The organism is Jiella flava (assembly GCF_017349315.1).
Taxonomy (GTDB): Bacteria; Pseudomonadota; Alphaproteobacteria; order Rhizobiales; family Rhizobiaceae; genus Jiella; species Jiella flava.
Genome location: NZ_JAFMPP010000007.1, coordinates 105,213 through 125,201, shown reverse-complemented (window position 1 = coordinate 125,201; position 19,989 = coordinate 105,213). Strand labels below are relative to the sequence as shown.

Here is a 19,989-nt window from a genome sequence, read left to right as displayed (position 1 = left end):
GTCACTTTTCCGATTCGACCAGACCGCGCACGAAGAGCTTCTGCATTGCCATCACGACGATCACGGGGGGCAGGATTGCCAAGATGGCGACGGCCATCACCAGGTTCCACAGCGGCTCGTTGTCGAGGGCTTGCATCAACCGCTGGATACCCATCACCACCGTGTAATAATTCGGGTCGGTGGTGACGAGCAGCGGCCAGAGATATTGGTTCCAGCCATAGATGAAGAGGATCACGAACAGCGCCGCGGTCGACGTGCGCGACAAGGGGATCGCGATGTCCTTCAGAAATTTCCATGGGCCAGCGCCGTCGATACGCGCCGCTTCGACGAGTTCGTCCGGCACCGTCAGGAAGAACTGACGATAGAGGAAGGTCGCGGTGGCGCTAGCGATCAGCGGTATGGTGAGGCCGGCGTAGGAATTCAGCATGTTGAGGTCGGCGATCACCTGATAGGTCGGCACGATGCGCACCTCCACCGGCAGCATCAGCGTCATGAAGATGATCCAGAACGCTGCCATCCGGAAAGGAAAGCGGAAATAGACGATGGCGAAGGCCGACAGCAGCGAGATCACGATCTTGCCGAACGCGATGCCGAGCGCCATGACGAGGCTGTTAAGCAGCATCGGCAGCACCGGCGGCAGACCATTGCGCGCCGCGCCTACCGAAAGCACCTCCCGGTAGTTTTCAATGAGGTGCGAGCCGGGCAAAAGCGGCACGACACCGCTGATGAAGGTTTCCGGCGGATAGGTCGAGGCGACGAAGGCGATCCAGACCGGAAATAGCACGATTATGAGACCCGCGATCAGCGTGACGTGGGTCAGGATAGTGAGCCAGGGGCGATTTTCGACCATGTTCGCTCTCAGTAATGGACGCGCCGCTCGACGAAGCGGAACTGGATGACGGTGAGGGCGACGACGATGATTGTCAGCACCACCGACTGGGCGGCCGAGGAGCCGAAATTCTGGCTGAGAAACCCATCCTGAAAGGCCTTGTAGACCAGCGTCGTGGTCGCATGGCCGGGGCCGCCGCGGGTGGTAGCGTCGATGACGCCGAAGGTTTCGAAAAAGGCATAAACGATGTCGATGACGATCAGGAAGAACAGCGTCGGCGACAGGAGCGGCAAGACGATCGTGAAGAACCGCTTCAGCGGCCCGGCGCCGTCGATCGCCGCCGCCTCGTGCATCGAGCGCGGAATCGATTGCAAGCCGGCGAGGAAGAAGATGAAATTATAGGAGATCTGCCGCCAAGCCGCCGCGACGACGACGAGGATCATCGCGTCGTTGCCGTCGAGAAGATTGTTCCAGGAAATGCCGAGCGCCCGGATGCTGTAGGCGATGATGCCGATCGAGGGATCGAACATGAACCACCACAAGACGCCCGCAACCGCCGGAGCGATCGCATAGGGCCAGACGAGCATTGCGGTGTAGACGCTGTTGCCGCGAATGATGCGGTCGACGGCGGCGGCAAAGCCCAGCGAAATCGTTAGCGTCAGCGCCGTGACGCCGAGCGAGAAGACGATGGTCGTCCAGATCGAGTCGAGATAGCCCGGCGAGGCAAACAGCGCGGTATAGTTGGCAAGGCCGACAAATCGTTCGCCGAAGCCGAAAGCGTCGGATTGGTAGAACGACGTGCGAACCGCTTGGACGGCTGGCCAGACGAAGAAAATGAGTGTGATGGCCAGCTGCGGCAGCAATAACAGCGCCGGGAACCACCAGCCGCGAAAGACAACGCGTTTTTCGGCCATCGAAACCGTTCAAATAGAATGAAAAGGGACGGCCCCGCGCAATGCGCGGGGCCGTGTTCGTCAAGTCCGTTGCTTACTCGTGCGACTGCTGGAAGGCGCGGAGCATCTCGTTGCCCTTTGCCTCGGCGTCCTTGGCCGCCTGCTCGGCGGTCTTGGAGCCGTTCAGCGTCTGCTCGATTTCCGACTGGAAGACGTTGCGGATCTGGACGTAATCGCCGAAGCGCAGACCCTTGGAGTTTTCCGTCGGCTTGTTCAGGGTGATTTCCTTGATGGCGATCTCGGCGCCCGGATTCTTCTTGTAGTAGCCCTCTTTCTTGGAGAGCTCGTAGGCCGCCTTGGTGATCGGCAGATAGCCGGTGAACTGGTGCCACTCGGCCTGGATCTTCGGCTGCGACAGGAAGGTGAAGAACTTGGCGACGCCCTTGTAGTGGCTTTCCGGCTTGCCGCGCATCACCCAGAGCGAAGCGCCGCCGATGATCGAGTTCTGCGGCGCGCCCTTCTGGCTGGCATAGTAAGGCATCATGCTGAAGCCGACGTTGAACTTCGACGACTTCAAGATGGCCGCGCGGCCGGCCGAGGATTCAATGATCATCGCGCAGTCGCCGGAGGTGAAGCTCGGCACCGCGTCGCCGGTACGGCCGCGATACTGGTAGGCGCCGGTTTTCTGCCACTTGGCAAGGTTCGCCCAGTGCATCGGGACGAGACCCTTCTCGGCGAAGACGAACTTCGCATCGAGACCGCCCATGCCGTTCTGCTCGGTGGCCAGCGGCACATTGTTGAAGGCCGAGAGGTTCTCGACGTTCATCCAGGACGGCCAGGTCGTGGTGAAGCCGCACTTGGCCGCTCCAGACTTGACGATCTTTGTCGCGGCGCTGGCCATGTCCGCCCAGGTCTTCGGCGGCGTGGTGAGGCCGGCCTTCTTGAAGGCGTCCTTGTTGTAATAGAGGATCGGCGTCGAGGAATTGAACGGGAAGGAGAGGAGCTTGCCCTTGGTGGTCTCGTAATAGCCGGTCACGGCCGGCAGATAGACCGACGGGTCGAAGGTCTCGCCCTCGTCCTTCATCAGCTGTTCGACCGGATAGATCGCCTGCTTGGCGGCCATGAAGGTGCCGGTGCCGACCTCGAACACCTGCAGGATGTCCGGCTGCTGGCCGGCGCGGAACGCAGCGATCGCGGCGGTCATCGACTCGGCATACTTGCCTTTGTTGACCGGGACGATCTTGTACTCGCTCTGCGACTTATTGAATTCGTTGGCGATCTCTTCGAGCTTTTCGCCATTGGCGCCGCCCATCGAGTGCCACCACTGAATTTCGGTCGCGGCGAAAGCGGGGAGGGCCGTGGTGGCGGCGAGAGCGCCAGCCAGGACCAGGCTGCGGATATTCATAGGAGATCCCTTTATTGAAACTTGGCGGCCCGCTTATTGGCGGCTCTCTGCAAAACTTTGATGACGCAATGTGAAATAGTGCTTGACCACGGTGCAGATTGCGGTGTGACAGTTTTCTTACAGTCATCTTTGAATCGCACTCTGCAACTTGCCTCAATCCGAGCGGCGGTAATCGCAATTCACGCAATTGGGACGTCGCAGACACTTAACTGCACGGCGGGCGCCGGTGCAGACATGGCGATAAGAAAAGGCAAGTGGGGCCGGATGGCGGCTGACGGCGGGCGGAATTGACAGCCTGCGCAATCAGATACTTTCGCGCATGATCCGATGCGGCACTTACCAGTCGCGGCCGTACGCCTTGGTGGCGCCGTAAAGGCCCGCCTGTCGGTGCGAGAAACGGTCCCATTCAGCGCGCTCGCTTGGCTGCGGCATGACGATCCCGGCAACGCGGGTCATGGCGTGGGCCGCCGCGTCGAAGCTGCCGAACCACCCCTCCCCCGTCGCGGCGATGATCGCAGCACCGAGGGCCGAGGCTTCGACCGTGGTGCTGCGCTCGACCGGTAGGCCGGTGGCATCGGCGATCATCTGCATCCACAGCGGGCTGTTGGCGCCGCCGCCGATCGCCCGGATGCGTTCGAGAGTCAGCCCTTCACCGCGCATCGCCGCAATTCCGCGGGCGATCTCGACGGTGATCGCCTCGATCGCGGCCCGGTAGAGATGCGCCTTGCCATGATTGGCGGAGAGCCCGACGATCGCCACCCGGGCCGCCGGATCCCAATGCGGGTTCATCACGCCGGCGAGATGGGGGGTCATGGTCACGCCATCCGCGCCGACCGGCAGCTTGGCCGCCTCGGCCTCCAGCCGTTCGAAGACATGGGGATCGTCGCGGCCGCCGCAGAAGGTGTCGACCACCCAGTTGACGAAGAACGCGCCGGTCTTCTGGATCGACTCGAGGAAATAGCCTTCGCCGGTCGGGCCGGTCATGGTGCGCCAGTTGCGATTGATCGCTGGCGTCGGCGAGTAGACGCCGGTGATGGTGGCCGTGCCGAGATTGAGATAGATCGTCCCGGCCTCGAACGCGTTGGTGCCGAGGCCGGCGCATTGGCCGTCGCCGCCGGCGGCAAAGACCGGCGTGTCGGTCTTCAGACCCAGCCGTTCGGCCGCTTCCTTCGTCACGCGCCCGACGAGGCTGCCGGGGCGCACGAGTTCGGGTAATTGATCACGTCGCACGCCGACGGCCTCCAAGATCGGTATCGACCAATCCATCGCCTGAATGTCGAGAATGCCGAACGGGTCGGCGCTCGACCAACTGGCGCAGCGGCGCCCCGTCAGGCGGCCGGTGAGATAGGCTTGGACGTCGGCGATCGTCGCGGTCGCGTCCAGCGTTTCCGGCTCGTTCTGGCGCATCCAGTCGAGCCGGTTGGCGACCGGGATGACGTCGATCGGCTTGCCGGTGGTGCGATGCAGGAATTCATGGCCAAGCCGCTCGGCGAAGGCCTCGTAGGTGGTGAAGGCGCGCTCGTCGAGCCAGAGCATCGCCGGTCTGAGCGCTGCGCCGCTCGCATCGAGAAACGCCACGGTCTCGCGCTGATTGGAAATCGCGATCGCGTCGACCGAACCCGCATCGACGCTCTGCCAGAGCTCGCCAAGCGCGGTTCGAAGCGCGTCCCACCACCAGTCCGGATCCTGCTCGTGATGGCCGGGTGCGGGGGAGGCGATGTCGTGGCTCGCGCGCCCCTCGGCCAGGGCGTTGCCTGCCGCGTCGAACGCGACGACTTTGGTGCTTTGGGTTGAGCTGTCGATCCCGATAACGGTGCGTGTCATGTCGCGTCCTCCCAGATATGCGGCGATCGCCCGGCGGCCAACCTCCCTCGACCGTCGAATTCGCTGATCTCACCGATCCGTCGTCAGGGCACGGACAACAGCGCTTCGGCGGTTGCGGAGTCGGTGACGAAATGGGTCGCATAGCCGCCGGCGAGGGCCGCGCGGATCGCCTCGATCTTCTTGACACCGCCCGCGGCGCAGAGGCGATATGGCACGCGTCTCAGATCCTCGAGCGAGATACCGACGATGCCGTCCTCGATCGGGCTCGCGACCGGCGCGCCGCGGTGATCGATCATCCGGCCGATGATAACGCCTTTGGCGTCGAAGTCGCGCCGCGCTTCCGCCAAGGTTTCGGCGGCGATCATTTCGCTTTTGGCAAAGGTGCTTTCGGGACCCAACTCGCCGACGCCAAAGGCGATCTTCGTCGCCGAGCGGATCAGGCCGAACTGCCGCTTCAGCGACGGCTCTTCGAGCAGTCGCTCCTTCAGATCGCGGCTCGACAACACTGCCGGCGCATGCAGATTAACGCAGCGCGCGCCGAGCTGGTTGGCCAGCAGCGTGGTGCACAGCTCCGGCGCAAAGTCGGCCGAACTCGCCGAACTGCCGGAGACCTGGACGATGGTGAGATCGGCGACGCTGGTCGGCTCGGCCGCACGCGCTGCCGCCAGGATCGTGCGTCCCCAGGCAACGCCGACGATGTCGCCGGGCACCAGCGAGCGGGTGAGAACCCGCGCGGCGGCGGCTCCCAGCCGGTCGTCGACCGGCGCGTCGGGAAGGGCCGGGACCACGCTCGCCGAGGCCAGGCCGAAGCGTTCGGCGAGCGTTCGGGACAAGGTGACATGCTCGAGCGTGCCGCCGTCGACCCGGATGGTGACCACGCCGCTGCGCCGGGCATCCTGCAGATAGTTGGCGACGCTTGCTCGCGACACGCCGAGGTGTTGCGCGATCTCGGCCTGGGTCATCTCATCGACATAATAGAGCCAGGCCGCCCAGACAACGACGTCGTCGAATTCGGGGGGCGGGGCAGCGGGGTTGCGACCGTCCCCGGTGGATGTCGTCTTGCGGTCCATGGCGAGACGATGCCACGTCGCTGACGAATGTCAAAAGAAATTATCATATGCTTGACAAATGCTGCTCCACCTCGTCAAATGCCATCAACGGGAGGCCATGCAACGATGAGCGAAATCGGTGCCGCACACCGCTCCGGGGGGGGGCGCTGGACCACGCTGATCGATGAGATCATCGACGGCAGCTGGCTGCATCCGGACACCGGCAAGCCGGCCATCGTCGACTATGAAAGCGTTGTCATCGCCGAAAGCCTGGAGGGACGGGAGGCTGATCTCGTCGCGTCGATGCGGCTGGGCGACAGGCTCGCACTGGTGGCGGACGCGGCGACCTATGAGGCGATGGGCGCGCGGATTGAGCGGGCTCTTGCAGGCCAGACTGTGACCGCGATCATCCTTGATCATCCCCATGCGGACATCGCCCACGTCGCGGATCTGCGCGAGCGCCTGAAAGGCTGCAGCGGCGCGATCGCCGTTGGCTCGGGCACGATCAATGATCTGACCAAATTCGTCATAGCCGAGGACAGGCGACCCTATTGCGTGTTCGGCACGGCAGCCTCGATGAACGGCTACACCTCGTCGACCGCTTCGATTACGGTGGAAAGCGGCCTCAAGGTCTCGCTGCCCTCGATCGCGCCGCGCGGCTTCTTCGTCGATCTGACGGTCTCGGCCGAGGCGCCGCGGCATCTGGCGGCGGCGGGATTCGGCGATTGCATGGCCCGGTCTGTCGCCCAGATTGACTGGTGGGTGTCGCATCGCCTTCTCGGCAGCCGCTACGAACAGGTGCCCTATACGATCCAGATGGCGGACGAGGCCGAACTCAATCGCCGCGCGGCCGGGGTGAAGACTGGCGACATCGCCGCGATCGGCTATCTCTACCGGGTGCTGACGCTGTGCGGGCTCGGTATCTCCTTCACCGGCATTTCCAATCACGGCTCCATGGGTGAGCACCAGATTTCCCATTATATCGACTGCTTTGCCGGCGAGCGGCATCCCGGCACGCTGCATGGCCAGCAGGTCGGCGTCGCCTCGCTGACGCTCGCCCGGCTGCAGCAGCAGATGCTGGCCTCGCCGACGCCGCCCCGGTTGCGCGCGACGCGGATCGACCGCGCCGATATGGAGCGGCGCATGGGGCCAGCGATCGCCGCCGAATGCTTTGCCGAAGTTCAAAAGAAGGCCCTCGACGCGGATGCTGCGGCGCAGTTGAACGCGCGCATGGACGCCCTTTGGCCGCAGCTACGCGAGGAATGCCAAGCGTTCATGCTGCCGGTTGCCGAGATGGACCGGCTGCTGGAGGCCGCCGGCGCACCGCGCACGGCCGCCGATCTTGGCGTCCCGGTCGAGTTTTACCGCGAAGCGGTCATCCATTGCCGCGAAATGCGCAATCGGTTCTCCTGTCTCGATCTGGCCGCCGATTCCGGCCTGCTCGACGATTTTGCCGCGGGGGAGATGTGATGCGCCCGCTCGCCGACATGCCGCGCGACGTCGCGGCCTCGATCATCGGCGTCTTTGCCGACATCGACGACACGCTGACCACCGATGGCCGGCTTCCCGCCGCTTCCTACGCGGCGATGGAGGCGCTCTACGAGGCCGGGCTGTTCGTGGCGCCGATCACCGGCCGGCCCGCCGGCTGGTGCGATATGGTCGCCCGATTCTGGCCGGTAACCGGCGTTGTCGGCGAAAACGGCGCCTTCTATTTCTCCTATGACGCCGCCGAGCGACGCATGCGCCGGAGCTTTTTTGCGACCGACGCCGAACGCGCCGACAATCGCCGCCGGCTCGATGCGGTCGGGGCACGGATCCTCGAAGAGGTGCCAGGGGCGGCCATTTCTGCCGACCAGCTCTATCGCGAGGCCGATCTTGCCATCGATTTCTGCGAAGACGTCGCGCCGCTCGATCGCGCTGCCGTCGCCCGTATCAAGGCGATTTTCGAAGCCGAGGGGGCGATCGCCAAAATCTCCTCGATCCACGTCAATGGTTGGTTCGGCGACTACGACAAACTGTCGATGAGTCGCCGCTTCGCCCGCGAAATCCTCGGCATCGACCTTGACGCCGCGCGCGAGCGGATTGTCTTTGCCGGTGACAGCCCGAATGATGCGCCGATGTTCGGCTTCTTCCCGAACGCCTGCGGCGTCGCCAATGTCCTGGACTTTCAGGACGAGATCGACACCCCGCCCGCCTTCGTCGCCTCGGCGCGCGGTGGAAGCGGCTTCGTCGAGATTGCCGAGTTGATCCTCTCGGCACGTCTGGGCGCGGTTTCGGCAAACCCTCCTGGTGCCGAAACCGCCGCTCGATCCATCGAAGCGTCGACGGGTCTGCACCCATGACCAAGAGCGAACGCGCGCTGCGCCAGAAGATCATCGATCTGTGCCTGGAGATGAACCGCTCCGGCCTCAATCAGGGCACCTCCGGCAACATCTCCGCTCGGCACGGCGATACCATGCTGCTGACGCCGAGCGCCACGCCCTATGATCAGATGACGCCGGAGATGATCGTCACCATGCCGCTCGGCGGTGAGGACGGCGAATGGCATGGGCCGCTGAAACCCTCGACCGAATGGCGCTTTCATCGCGACATCCTGCGTGCCCGCCCCGATGCCGGCGCCATCGTCCATGCCCATCCGACCTTCGCCACGACCCTCGCGATTACGAGGCGATCGATTCCAGCCTGCCATTATATGGTCGCGGTCTTCGGCGGCAACGACGTGAAATGCTGTGATTATGCCCGCTACGGCACGCCGGAATTATCAGAGTTGGTGCTTGCTGCACTCAAGGATCGCGCCGCTTGCCTGATGGCCAATCACGGCATGATCGCCTTGGGGGGCGATCTCGATCAGGCGATGTGGCGTGCGGTCGAATTGGAGACGCTAGCTAAGCAATATTATTATAGCCTGCAACTCGATGGAGGGCCGATGATTCTCTCAGATAAACAGATTTCCCAAGTATTGAATGGGTTTTCGAGCTACGGAAGGCAGTTTGAGAGAAATTCAGATTAATTTCAGTCAGTAAAGATATTGCGAAACAAGCTTGTCGCGCCGAAAATAAGCTGTTAAAATTAAGATTAGTAGTGCATCTGCCGCTAATATGTTGGGAGGCATCGGGCAGGGCGCGGGAGGAGAGATAGGTGACGACTTCGGACCTTGTCCGTCGACGGGTGGTTTCCGATCACCCCTTGCCGTGGCTCATGCCGTTGATTGCGATCTTGGTCGTCTTCACGATCTTCCCGCTTGTCTACAATATCTGGCTGAGCTTTCATGAGTTCGTGCCCCGGCGCCGTGCCCTGGAATGGGTCGGCGGGCGCAACTGGGCGCAGCTTTGGGCCGACACCCGGTTCTGGCAGTCGCTGACGGTCACCTTCATCTATTTCGGTATCGCGCTGGCGGTCGAGCTGGTGCTCGGGATGGCGATTGCGTTGTTGCTCGATGCCGATGAGCCAGGCTTTGGATTCCTGCGCGGCATTTTGACCATGACGCTGGTCATCCCGCCGGCCATCGCCGGCATGATGTATCTCCTAATGGAAGATCCGCAGTTCGGTGTCATCTCCTATGTGCTGAAAGCGATCGGACTGTTGAGCCCCGCGACGCCGATCCTGGCAACGACCCAATATGCGCTCGCCGGCGTGCTTCTCGCGGAGATCTGGCAGTGGACCCCCTTCATGGTGCTGATCCTGCTTGCCGGTCTGCGCGCTCTGCCATCCGAGCCCTATGAAGCGGCGATGATCGATGGCGCCAGCCCGTGGCAGACCTTCTGGCGGCTGACCATGCCGATGATGTCGAAGGTGATCGCCATCGCCGTCCTGATCCGTGGCATCGATCTGTTCCGCGTCTTCGACTACGTCTTCGTCATGACCTCCGGCGGGCCGGGCACGGCGACCTACACGCTCAGCCTCTATGCCTGGCAGCAGACCTTCTCCTTCGTCAAATGGGGCTATGGCGCGACGCTGAGCCTGGTGATGCTGTTGATCGTGCTGATCATCGCCAATGTCTTCATCAAGGTCGCGAAGGTGAGGTGGTGATGCCCGGTTCCTCGCTCTCGAGATATCTGCGGATCGCGGCAGCCTGGCTGGTGGCCGGGCTGTTCTTCTTCCCGATCTATTACTGGACCAGCGTCGCCTTTCGCGATGGCCGCGACATCTTCTCGCGTCCGCCGAAGATTTTCGATTTTTCGCCGACCCTCGACAATTTTCAAAAGGTGTTCGGCATCCATTTCGGCCAGGGCAGCCTGACGGTCACTCCCGGTGGCGGCAATTTCTACATGGCGCCGCGACTGTGGGATTCGATCGTCATTGGCGTTGGCTCGACGATCCTTGCCGTCGCGATCGCGACGCTGGCCGCCTATGCCCTGTCGCGCATTCATTTCCGGGCCCGCCACAGCTTCGTCGGCTGGGTGCTGTCGACCCGGATGATGCCGCCGGTCGCCGTCGCGATCCCGATGTTCTTCATGTACAAGACCCTTGGCCTGCTCGACACCTATCTCGGCATGATCCTCATTCATGCCTTGATGAACCTGCCGCTCGCCGTCCTGTTGATGAAGAGCTTCTTCGACGACGTGCCGAAGGAGATCGACGAAAGTGCGGTCGTCGACGGCGCCAGCCGCTGGCTGATCTTTCGCCGCATCGTCCTGCCGATGGCGCGCGGTGGCATCGCCGCGACGGCGGTCCTGTGCTTCATCTTTTCCTGGACCGAATTCCTGTTCGCGCTGACCCTGACTCAAACGCAGATCAAGACCGTGCCGGTGGTCTCGACCACCTTCGTCACCTCGGTTGGGACCGCTTGGGGCAACATGGCGGCGCTCGGCGCGGCGGCGATCGTGCCGGCGTTCATTTTCGTGCTCGCCGTTCAGCGGCATCTGGTGCGCGGCCTGACCATGGGCTCGCTCAAGCAATAGGGCCGGGCAACCCTCCGGGAGGGAGGCGCGCCCAGAAGGCCAAGCCGCAGCGATGGGTGGCTAGAACCATCGCAAGAGGAGGAGAAGCAGTCATGAGAGATTGGCAACGCAAGACCTATCTCGCATCGGTGACCGACCGCTACGTGAAAGGTCAGATGGACCGCCGCAGCTTTTTGCGCGCGGCCGGAAAGCTCGGCCTGTCGGTCGGAGCGCTCGGAGCCGGCTTCGGCCTGTCGGGGCGGCGGCCCTTCTTCAATCTGGCGCCGTCGGCCTTCGCGGAGGGCTCGCTGGAGCCCTCGCCTGAGATGATGAAGTGGCTCGCCGACGTCGGCAAGCCCTTCGCCGGCACGACGTTGCGGCTCGCCACCGAATCCACCCCGCCGTCCAACGCCATCGCCAACAGCCTCAAGCCGTTCTTTGAAAAGGCCTCCGGCATCAAGATCGAGATCGAGGTGCTGCCGCTCGAACAGGTGCTGCAGAAGCTCACCCTCGACGTCGCCTCGCAGCTCGGCACCTACGATCTCTACTATATCGATCAGAGCTGGGCGGCGAACTTCAGCCAGGACGTCTTCGATCCGCGCGAGCAGATCAAGGACAAGCCGGATCTCGCTTATCCCGACTACAATATCGACGACTTCCTGCCGCCGCTGGTCGACGGCATCGCCAAATACAAGGATCGCTGGGTGGGCGTGCCCTACGACATCCCGATCTTCATCATGCAGTACCGCAAGGACATCTATGACGAGCTCGGCCTCAAGGCGCCCGAGACGATGGATGAGCTGCTGACGAACTCCCAGAAGATCACCGAGGCCAAGGGCCCGCAGCTCTACGGCACCACCGGCCAGATGAAGTCCGGCCATTACAGCCTCGAATGCGACTGGACCTGCTGGCTGTGGGGCCATGGCGGCCAGATCTTCGATACCGACCGGAAATTCGTCGGCAACAACGACGCCGGCATCAAGGCGATCGAATACTGGGACAAGCTGAAGAAGACGATGCCGCCGGGCGTCGACGGCTGGACCTGGGACGGCGAGGGCCAATCCGTCAGCCAAGGTGTCGCCGCCTCGATGCTGTCCTGGGGCGAGTTCTTCCCGTTCTTCGACGATCCGAAGTCGGGCAAGATCTCCGGCCTGATGGAAGCGGCGGTGCCGCCGAAGGCGATCACCCTGATTTCCCCCGACAAGACCGGCTTCGGCGAGATCCCGGGCGTCGGCCATCAGGGCGGCTCGAGCTTGGCGGTGTCGAAATACTCCAAGAACCCGGACGCTGCCTGGGTCTTCATGCAATGGGCGACGGCCGCTGACACCCAGGCGCTGATCACCGTCCTTGGCGGTGGTACCGGGCCGACCCGCACCAGCGTCTATGACGATCCGCGGGTGAAGGCCAATGCCCGGGTCGGCGCCGGCACCACAAGGCACCTGCCGGTCGTGCGCGAGACGATCTCGAAATATATGGGCTCCGAACCGGATCTGCCGGAATGGGCTGAGATTTCGTCCGACACCATCCCGGTGGCGCTCGGCCAGTATTTCGCCGGCCAGTATGACAGCCCGAAAGCGGCGATGGACGACATCAAGACCAAGGTCGAAGCCGTCCTGAAAAGCTGACGCGTCCTGCTTCAGCCCGCGCGGCCTTTGATCGGCCGCGCGGGCTTGTCCGCCCTTCGACTCGAGGAGATTTGCGTCATGTCCGATAAGCCATTGATTGCAATCACCGGCGCCAGTTCCGGCATCGGCGAGGCGACGGCCAAGGCCTTCGCCAACGCCGGCTATCCACTGTTGTTGATGGCCCGGCGCGTCGATCGCATGCAGGCCCTCGGTTTGCCCGATGCGGTCATCGCCGAAGTCGATGTCCGCGACCGTGCGGCGATCGCCGCGGCCGTCGCGAAAGGCGAGGCGGCCTATGGTCCCGTCGATCTGATGTTCGCCAATGCCGGCGTTGCCCATCTCGCCGACATCGCCCGGCAGCCGCCGGAGGAATGGGACGCGATGATCGACATCAACACCAAGGGGGTGATGAACACCGTCCATGCGGTGATGGCGGGTATGATCGCCCGCCGCCGCGGCACGCTGGTGATGATGAGCTCGATTGCCGGGCGCAAGGTCTATCCCGACCACACCGTCTATTGTGGCACGAAATTCTTCGTTCATGCGGTGTCGGAAAGCTTGCGCGACTATCTCTCCGACTACGACGTGCGCGTTCAGGTGATCTCGCCAGGGGTGATCGAGACCGAGGTTCTCTCCGGCGTCAAGGATGAGAAGACCCTCGCCGACTATCAGGCGAACAAGGCGAAGATGGGCGGTGGCATCGGCCCCGAGCATGTCGCCCAGCTGATCCTTTCGACCTACGAGATGCCCCAGGCCGCACTGGTTCAGGAAATCGTTCTGACGCCGACAAGGCAAAAGTATTGAACGGTCTTTTCTTCCATTATTTCAATCAGTAACTGTCACTCATTCAGACAAAGATCGAAGAAAAGTCCCTGCCATGTCGAGCGTTGAATATATCGGAATCGGGAAATCCTTCGGCGCCGTCGAGGTGATGCGGGATATTTCCTTCAAGATCGAGGACCATCAGTTCGTCGTGCTGCTCGGGCCGTCCGGCTGCGGCAAGACTACGCTGTTGCGCATGACCGCCGGGCTGGAGACGATCAGTGCCGGCGATCTGATGATCGGTGGCGAAAAGGTGAATGGCGTCCATCCACGCGATCGCGACATCGCCATGGTCTTCCAGAATTACGCGCTCTATCCGACGATGAGCGTCTTCGACAACATCGCCTTCTCGCTGCAGGTCGCCAAGAAGCCGAAGGCCGAGATCCGCAAGAAAGTCGAATGGGCGGCCGAGATCCTCAATCTCACCGACTATCTGAAGCGCTATCCGAAGGAACTGTCCGGCGGCCAGCGCCAGCGTGTCGCCATGGGCCGGGCGATGGTCCGCGACACCGGCGTCTTTTTGTTCGACGAGCCGCTGTCCAATCTCGACGCGAAGCTGCGCGCCCATATGCGGATCGAAATCCGCCAGCTCCACAATCGGCTGAAGGCGACGACGGTCTATGTCACCCACGACCAGATCGAGGCGATGACCATGGCCGACGTGATCGTCCTGATGCACAAGGGCGCCATCGTCCAGATGGGCACGCCCGACGAAATCTATGAGCGGCCGAACTCGATCTATGTCGCCGGCTTCATCGGCTCGCCGGCGATGAACTTCATCGAGGGCACGATCGACGCGCGGGGCGGAGCGCCGAGCTTCGAAGCGCCGGGCGTTTCGATCGCGCTGCCGGCGAACAGCACTGCGCGCCCCGGCCAGCCGGTGACGCTCGGGGTCCGTCCGAACGACTTGGCGATCGCCGAGGAGGGCCCGATCCGCGGCACGGTCATTCTCTCCGAAACCACCGGCCAGGATGTCCAGCTGCATGTCGACGTCGACGGCCGCGACACGATCGTGGTCGTTCCCCGCGCCGAGCGCCAGGCGCCGGGCAAACCCCTCAGCCTGACCGTCGCGCCGGAAGCCGTCCACCTCTTCGATCGCCAGAGCGAAGCCCGCATCGCCTGATCGGCTACAGCATCGGTTCGACAATCGGAATCGATTTTCGGCAAGCACGATGCGTCGATCCAAAGGGTGAGAGCGACCTTTCTGCGTCCGATCGGACGCAGGGCGCTCTATTCGCCAATCTCGGCGAGGAGTGCGTTGATGAACTGCTGCATGGTGGCGCGGCGGGCGGCGGCAAGGCGCTGACCGGTGGGCGTGGCCATCTGGTCGGCGATCGGGAACAGCTTTGTGACGAAGTGATCGAGGGCGAAGCGGCGCCCGGCTCACGCCGGCTCGACGAAGCCGTCGAGAACCCGCTTCTGGCCGGCCTTGTCGAAGTCGACGGTGAGCTTGTTGCCTTCGACGCCGGCGACCGTGCCGTTGCCGAATTTCAGGTGGAACACCCGGTCGCCCGCGGCAAAGCGGCTGGCTTCGGGGGCGACGGATTTCGCCACCAGCTCACCCTCGATCTCGCGCGGGCCGCCGCGCTTGGAGGAGGAGTAAAGGCCGAGCCCCTTTTTCGGCGGCTGATTGTGGCCGCGCCCCGCCCGCTCGCGCGGGGCGTCGGCGCCCATGCGGCCGGCGAAGCCCGAGGCGCCCCCCGTGCCGCCGCTCTTGCCACGTGCGCCCGGCTCGGCCTCGTAGCTGATCTCGCGGGTGCGCCCGCCTGACCAGCCGTCGCCGCCGCGGGTCTGCTGATCGCCGCCGGCAAAGCCCGCCTGGGCCGCCTGGGCGCGTTTCCAGCCGGGCGTGCCATAGGCCGATTGCTTGAAGGCCGCGCCGCCATCCCAGCGCGAGGCGCCATAGCCGCCGAAACCGCCGGCGCCGTAGCCGCCATAGGAGGTGTTGGCCTCCATCACGTCGACATGGGCTTCCGGCAGTTCGTCGAGAAAGCGCGACGGGATGGTCGACTGCCACAGGCCGTGGATGCGGCGGTTGGAGACGAACCAGATTTTCGCCCGCCGCTTGGCCCGGGTGATGCCGACATAGGCAAGACGCCGCTCTTCCTCGAGGCCTGAGCGGCCGCCCTCGTCGAGGGCCCGCTGGTGGGGAAACAGCCCTTCCTCCCAACCGGGCAGAAACACCGTCTCGAATTCCAGCCCCTTGGCCGAATGCAGCGTCATGATCGACACCGCATCGACCTCGTTTTCCTGCTCGGCGTCCATCACCAGGGCCACATGCTCGAGGAAAGAGGGCAGAGACTCGTAGGCCTCCATGGAGCGGATCAGCTCCTTGAGATTTTCCAGCCGCCCCGGCGCTTCGGCCGAGCGGTCGTTCTGCCACATCTCGGTATAGCCGGATTCGTCGAGGATCTGCTCGGCAAGCTCGGTGTGCTTGCTGGTCGAAAGAAGCTCCGACCATCGGCGGAAATCAGCGACGAGAGCCCGCAGCGTGTTGCGCGGCTTGGGCTTCAGCTCTTCCGTTTCAACCATTTCGCCGGCCGCCGCGATCAGCGGGATCTCGCGGCCACGCGCATAATCGTGAACGAGGCGGACGGTGGCATCACCGAGCCCGCGCTTCGGCGTGTTGACGATGCGCTCGAAAGCAAGATCGTCGGCCGGCTGGCAGACGCAGCGGAAATAGGCGAGCGCGTCGCGGATCTCCATGCGCTCGTAAAAGCGCGGGCCGCCGATCACCCGGTAGTTCAGCCCCATGGTGACGAAGCGATCTTCGAAGGCGCGCATCTGGAAGGACGCGCGCACCAGGATCGCCATGTCGTTGAGGTTGTGATCCTCGCGCCGCTGCAGATCCTCGATCGCCTCGCCGATCGCCCGGGCTTCCTCTTCCGAATCCCAGCCGGCATTGACCTCGACCTTCGGGTCTTCGGGATCGGGCGTGTCGGTGAAGAGGGTCTTGCCGAGCCGGTCTTCGTTATGGGCAATCAGATGGGACGCCGCGCCGAGAATATGGCCGGTGGAGCGGTAGTTGCGTTCGAGCCGGATGACCGCCGCCCCGGGAAAATCCTTGTCGAAACGCAGGATGTTGTCGACCTCGGCGCCGCGCCAGCCATAGATCGACTGGTCGTCGTCGCCGACGCAGCAGATGTTGATCGGCGGTGCGTTTTTGGCCGACGTCTCCCTCGGCCGCTGCGCCAGAAGCCGCAGCCAGAGATACTGGGCGACGTTGGTATCTTGATATTCGTCGACGAGGATGTAGCGGAAGCGGCGGTGATAGTCGGCGAGCACATCCGGATTGGCCTTGAACAGGGCGATCGGATGCATCAACAGATCGCCGAAATCGCAGGCATTCAGCGTGAGCAGTCGGTTCTGATAGTCGGCATAGAGCTGGCGGCCTTTGCCGGCGAAGGCTCGCGCGTCGCCCTCGGGAATGTCCTTCGGCGACAGCCCCTTGTTCTTCCAGCCGTCGAGCATGGTGGCGAAGGTGCGGGCCGGCCAACGCTTGTCGTCGAGATTTTCGGCTTGGATCAGCTGCTTGATCAGGCGGATCTGGTCGTCGGTATCGAGGATGGTGAAGTTCGGCTTCAGCCCGACCAGTTCGGCATGGCGGCGCAGGATCTTCACGCCGATCGAGTGGAAGGTGCCGAGCCAGGGCATGCCCTCGACCTCGCCGCCGACGAGCAGGCCGATGCGCTGCTTCATCTCGCGCGCCGCCTTGTTGGTGAAGGTGACGGCGAGGATCTGGCTCGGCCACGCATGGCCGGTCGCCAGAATATGGGCGATGCGGGTAGTGAGCACCCTCGTCTTGCCGGTGCCGGCGCCGGCCAGCACCAGAACCGGCCCCTCCGTCGTTTCGACGGCGGCGCGCTGCTCGGGATTGAGCCCGCTGAGATAATCCGGCGCCTTGGCGCCCCGCGCGGCCATCGCTCTGGCGGCGATGCCGCCCTGGCGCGGCGCCGGCGCTGATTCGTTGAAATCGCTCATGCGGCGCAATGTAAGCAATCGACCGGCGAACACCAACGCTGCATCGCGGCGATCAGGGATGCGAGACCAGCGGCCGCACATGGCGCCCGGCCGCCGCGCTGCCGGCAAAAGCAACGTCGGCATAGACCGGCAGATGATCGGAGGCCCTGCGGGCGCGACTCGACAGATGCACGGCGGTGTCGACGAGCTCGACATCACGGCTGAGGATGATCCTGTCGAGGGCGCCGAGCGGCATGCGCGAGGGGTAGGAGCGGCCGGGGGTGAGCACCGCGTGGGCGCGGCCGAACAGCTTAAAGCAGCGCCCATCCGGGTTCCATTCGTTGAGATCGCCCATCAAAATCGTCGGCAGGGCCGGCTGCAGGCGATCGAGGGCGGCAAGGACGGCGCGCGCCTGGCGTTTGCGCCACAGGCCGAGCAGGCCGAGATGCATGGCGGCGACGCGGAACCGCGCTTGGCCGAGGCGGAGATCGGCGATCACGGCGCCGCGCGGCTCCAGCGCCGGCAGCGTCAAACAGGTCACCGAATCCGCCGCGATCGTCTCGCGCACCAGGATGGCGTTGCCGTGCCAGCCAATCCCGCCGGGGCGCGCATCGACGGCGACGACCGTGTAGCGGGTGTGATCGCGGATGGCGCGGGGCGGGATCGACGAGGTGCGGGTGCCGAAGCGCCGATCGACCTCCTGCAGCGCGACGACGTCCGCGTCGATCTCGTTGAGGACGGCGAGGATTTCCAACGGGCGGCGGCGCCAGTCGGTGCCGACGCTTTTACGGATATTGTAGGAGGCAACGCGGAGCATGGAGAGGGCCTTTCTGATCCGCGTCCATCCACGGGGCGGGGGCTGCGAACGGGGGCTGGCGCGCGCGCCTTTTTTTGTCTCAAGACATCGTGTTGATTCCCGGCGGTCCGGCGCGGCTCGGGCGATGCCGTAGCGCAGAATGATCCCAATCGGATGAAAACGGCGGCGGGCGTGAAATGTTGCAAGGCCTGCTTGGGCAAGGGCGCGGGGGCGAGGCGCGCGCATGGGGCGACAATTTCTCGTTTGCGCTCGACGCGATTTCACATCTAATGCCCGCCGATGACTCTGCGCAAACCCTACCCGCCGATCGATCCCTATCGCATGGGGCGCCTCGATGTTGGAGACGGGCACGAACTCTATTTCGAGGAGTGCGGCAATCCGGCGGGCCTGCCCGTGGTGTTTCTGCACGGGGGGCCGGGCAGTGGCGCATCGGCGCCGCATCGCCGCCTGTTCGATCCGCAGCGTTACCGTATCGTGATCTTCGACCAGCGCGGCTGTGGCCGCTCGCTGCCGCTCGGCGCGCTGGAGGCGAATACCACCTGGCATCTCGTCGATGATCTCGAACGGCTCCGGCGGCATTTGCGGATCGAGCGCTGGCTGCTGTTCGGCGGTTCCTGGGGCGCGACGCTGGCGCTGGCCTATGCCGAGGCCCATGTCGATCGGGTCTTGGGCCTAATTTTGCGAGGGATCTTCTCAGGTCGGCGAGCGGAACTCGACTGGTTCTACGACGGTGGCGCCAACCGGCTGTTTCCCGACCATTGGGAAAATCTCGTCGCACAGATTTCCGGGGACGAGCAGCACGATCTCGTCGCCGCCTATCGTCGCCGGCTGACCGATCCGGATCGAACGGTGCGGGCCAAGGCCGCGCAAGCCTGGACCGCCTGGGAATCGGCGACGGTGATGGTGCGCGCCAGCAACCCGGCGACGACGCTGGCCGACGGCACCGCGAGCGACGGCCAGATCGCCTTTGCCCGGATCGAGAACCACTTCTTCTTCCACGACCTTTGGCTGGAAGAGGGGCAGCTGCTGCGTGATGCCGATCGGCTCGCGGCCGTGCCGGCGACCATCATCCAGGGCCGCTACGACGTCGTCACCCCGGCGATCACCTCCTGGCAATTCGCCCAAGCCTGGCCGAAGGCCGACTATCGCCTCGTCGAAGGCGCCGGCCACGCCTTTGCCGAACCGGCCATTTTGCACGAACTCCTCCAGGCGACCGACCAGTTCGCGGCGGACCTGCCCGAGGCGTAGGAATGCCGGGCGGAGCATCGGCGCCGCCTGCCTGGAGGCCAGCACTTGGCGCGGGTCTTGAACCTGTTGCGTTGCTGAATGTTTCATGAGTCTGGTTGGACCAAGGAGGGCTCGTCATGACGATTTTGAGCGGCGGGTGTCAGTGCGGTGCGGTGCGGTTTCGCTGTGAGGTGGAGGCTGAGACGGCGAGCATCTGCCACTGCCGCATGTGCCAGAAGGCATTTGGCTCCTTTTACGCGCCGCTTGTCCATGCTCGACCCGGGACGTTGGTTTGGACGCACAAGGAGCCGACGCGGTTTCAGTCGTCGAATTATGCGGCGCGGGGCTTTTGTCCCGAATGCGGGACACCGCTGACCTATGAGACGGCCCAGGCGGTCTCCATCGCGATCGGTGCGCTCGACGATCCGAGTCGGGTGCCGCCGGTTTGCCAAGACGGGATCGAAGGCAAGATCTTCTATGTCGACGAGTTGCACAGGCTGATCGGCGTGGTGACGGAGGACGACGCCGAGATCGCGGCTTTGGGCGGCAGGTTGGTCAGCCATCAGCATCCCGACGCGCCGTCGCCGGACGAAGCCTGATCCTTTGGCCGATCGGGTGCAGCGGTTTTCGAGCGCCGGGCCGCCGATGCCGACGCGTA

Annotated in this window: 17 protein-coding genes; 10 read left to right on the top strand and 7 right to left on the bottom strand. The window is 64.0% G+C overall.

Annotated elements, in window-relative coordinates; translation table 11 throughout:
* Position 1: 1 nt before the first annotated feature.
* From ugpE to J1C48_RS10045, 5 genes are all read right to left on the bottom strand, one after another.
* Positions 2 to 850, bottom strand: coding sequence for a sn-glycerol-3-phosphate ABC transporter permease UgpE (ugpE, locus tag J1C48_RS10065; protein ID WP_207257709.1), 849 nt, complete (start codon positions 848 to 850; stop codon positions 2 to 4).
* A gap of 8 nt (positions 851 to 858) precedes the next feature.
* Positions 859 to 1,743 (bottom strand): sn-glycerol-3-phosphate ABC transporter permease UgpA, encoded by an 885-nt coding sequence (gene ugpA, locus J1C48_RS10060; RefSeq protein WP_207257708.1) that lies wholly within the window; start codon positions 1,741 to 1,743, stop codon positions 859 to 861.
* 73 nt (positions 1,744 to 1,816) lie between these two features.
* Positions 1,817 to 3,127, bottom strand: a complete 1,311-nt coding sequence (gene ugpB, locus J1C48_RS10055) for a sn-glycerol-3-phosphate ABC transporter substrate-binding protein UgpB (protein ID WP_207257707.1) — start codon at positions 3,125 to 3,127, stop codon at positions 1,817 to 1,819.
* A gap of 336 nt (positions 3,128 to 3,463) precedes the next feature.
* A complete protein-coding gene (locus J1C48_RS10050; protein ID WP_207257706.1) occupies positions 3,464 to 4,951 on the bottom strand; it encodes a xylulokinase in 1,488 nt (495 codons plus the stop codon).
* A gap of 83 nt (positions 4,952 to 5,034) precedes the next feature.
* Positions 5,035 to 6,021: a sugar-binding transcriptional regulator gene (locus J1C48_RS10045; protein ID WP_207257705.1), complete on the bottom strand. Its 987-nt coding sequence runs from the start codon at positions 6,019 to 6,021 to the stop codon at positions 5,035 to 5,037.
* A 105-nt stretch (positions 6,022 to 6,126) separates the two neighbouring features.
* On the opposite strand from J1C48_RS10045, the gene J1C48_RS10040 reads away from it, so the two are divergent.
* The 8 genes from J1C48_RS10040 to J1C48_RS10005 all read left to right on the top strand — a co-directional run bounded on the left by J1C48_RS10040 (position 6,127) and on the right by J1C48_RS10005 (position 14,450).
* Entirely contained in the window at positions 6,127 to 7,470 is a 1,344-nt protein-coding gene (locus J1C48_RS10040; RefSeq protein ID WP_207257704.1) for an iron-containing alcohol dehydrogenase, read from the top strand.
* Positions 7,470 to 8,342: an HAD-IIB family hydrolase gene (locus tag J1C48_RS10035; protein ID WP_207257703.1), complete on the top strand. Its 873-nt coding sequence runs from the start codon at positions 7,470 to 7,472 to the stop codon at positions 8,340 to 8,342. Before J1C48_RS10040 ends, J1C48_RS10035 begins: the two co-directional genes overlap by 1 nt.
* A complete protein-coding gene (locus tag J1C48_RS10030; RefSeq protein WP_207257702.1) occupies positions 8,339 to 9,010 on the top strand; it encodes a class II aldolase/adducin family protein in 672 nt (223 codons plus the stop codon). Before J1C48_RS10035 ends, J1C48_RS10030 begins: the two co-directional genes overlap by 4 nt.
* 128 nt (positions 9,011 to 9,138) lie before the next feature.
* On the top strand, positions 9,139 to 10,029 hold the full coding sequence (locus tag J1C48_RS10025; protein ID WP_231081681.1) for a carbohydrate ABC transporter permease: 891 nt from the start codon (positions 9,139 to 9,141) through the stop codon (positions 10,027 to 10,029).
* Positions 10,029 to 10,901 (top strand): carbohydrate ABC transporter permease, encoded by an 873-nt coding sequence (locus J1C48_RS10020; protein ID WP_207257701.1) that lies wholly within the window; start codon positions 10,029 to 10,031, stop codon positions 10,899 to 10,901. The genes J1C48_RS10025 and J1C48_RS10020 overlap by 1 nt, the downstream gene beginning before the upstream one ends.
* A 92-nt stretch (positions 10,902 to 10,993) precedes the next feature.
* Positions 10,994 to 12,505, top strand: coding sequence for an ABC transporter substrate-binding protein (locus J1C48_RS10015; protein WP_207257700.1), 1,512 nt, complete (start codon positions 10,994 to 10,996; stop codon positions 12,503 to 12,505).
* A gap of 78 nt (positions 12,506 to 12,583) precedes the next feature.
* Positions 12,584 to 13,309: an SDR family oxidoreductase gene (locus J1C48_RS10010; RefSeq protein WP_207257699.1), complete on the top strand. Its 726-nt coding sequence runs from the start codon at positions 12,584 to 12,586 to the stop codon at positions 13,307 to 13,309.
* Between the two features lie 73 nt (positions 13,310 to 13,382).
* Positions 13,383 to 14,450 carry an ABC transporter ATP-binding protein gene (locus J1C48_RS10005; protein WP_207257698.1) on the top strand — a complete coding sequence of 356 codons (1,068 nt, stop codon included), beginning with the start codon at positions 13,383 to 13,385 and terminating at the stop codon, positions 14,448 to 14,450.
* Between the two features lie 260 nt (positions 14,451 to 14,710).
* Here J1C48_RS10005 and J1C48_RS10000 read toward each other — a convergent pair whose 3' ends face one another.
* Together J1C48_RS10000 and J1C48_RS09995 are read right to left on the bottom strand one after the other, a co-directional pair.
* Positions 14,711 to 17,308, bottom strand: a complete 2,598-nt coding sequence (locus J1C48_RS10000) for an ATP-dependent helicase (protein ID WP_207257697.1) — start codon at positions 17,306 to 17,308, stop codon at positions 14,711 to 14,713.
* Between the two features lie 52 nt (positions 17,309 to 17,360).
* Positions 17,361 to 18,104, bottom strand: coding sequence for an endonuclease/exonuclease/phosphatase family protein (locus J1C48_RS09995; RefSeq protein ID WP_207257696.1), 744 nt, complete (start codon positions 18,102 to 18,104; stop codon positions 17,361 to 17,363).
* 279 nt (positions 18,105 to 18,383) lie between these two features.
* Between J1C48_RS09995 and pip the strand changes: the two genes are divergently transcribed.
* On the top strand, positions 18,384 to 19,352 hold the full coding sequence (pip, locus tag J1C48_RS09990; RefSeq protein WP_207257695.1) for a prolyl aminopeptidase: 969 nt from the start codon (positions 18,384 to 18,386) through the stop codon (positions 19,350 to 19,352).
* A gap of 116 nt (positions 19,353 to 19,468) precedes the next feature.
* A complete protein-coding gene (locus tag J1C48_RS09985) occupies positions 19,469 to 19,930 on the top strand; it encodes a GFA family protein (protein WP_207257694.1) in 462 nt (153 codons plus the stop codon).
* Positions 19,931 to 19,989: the final 59 nt, after the last annotated feature.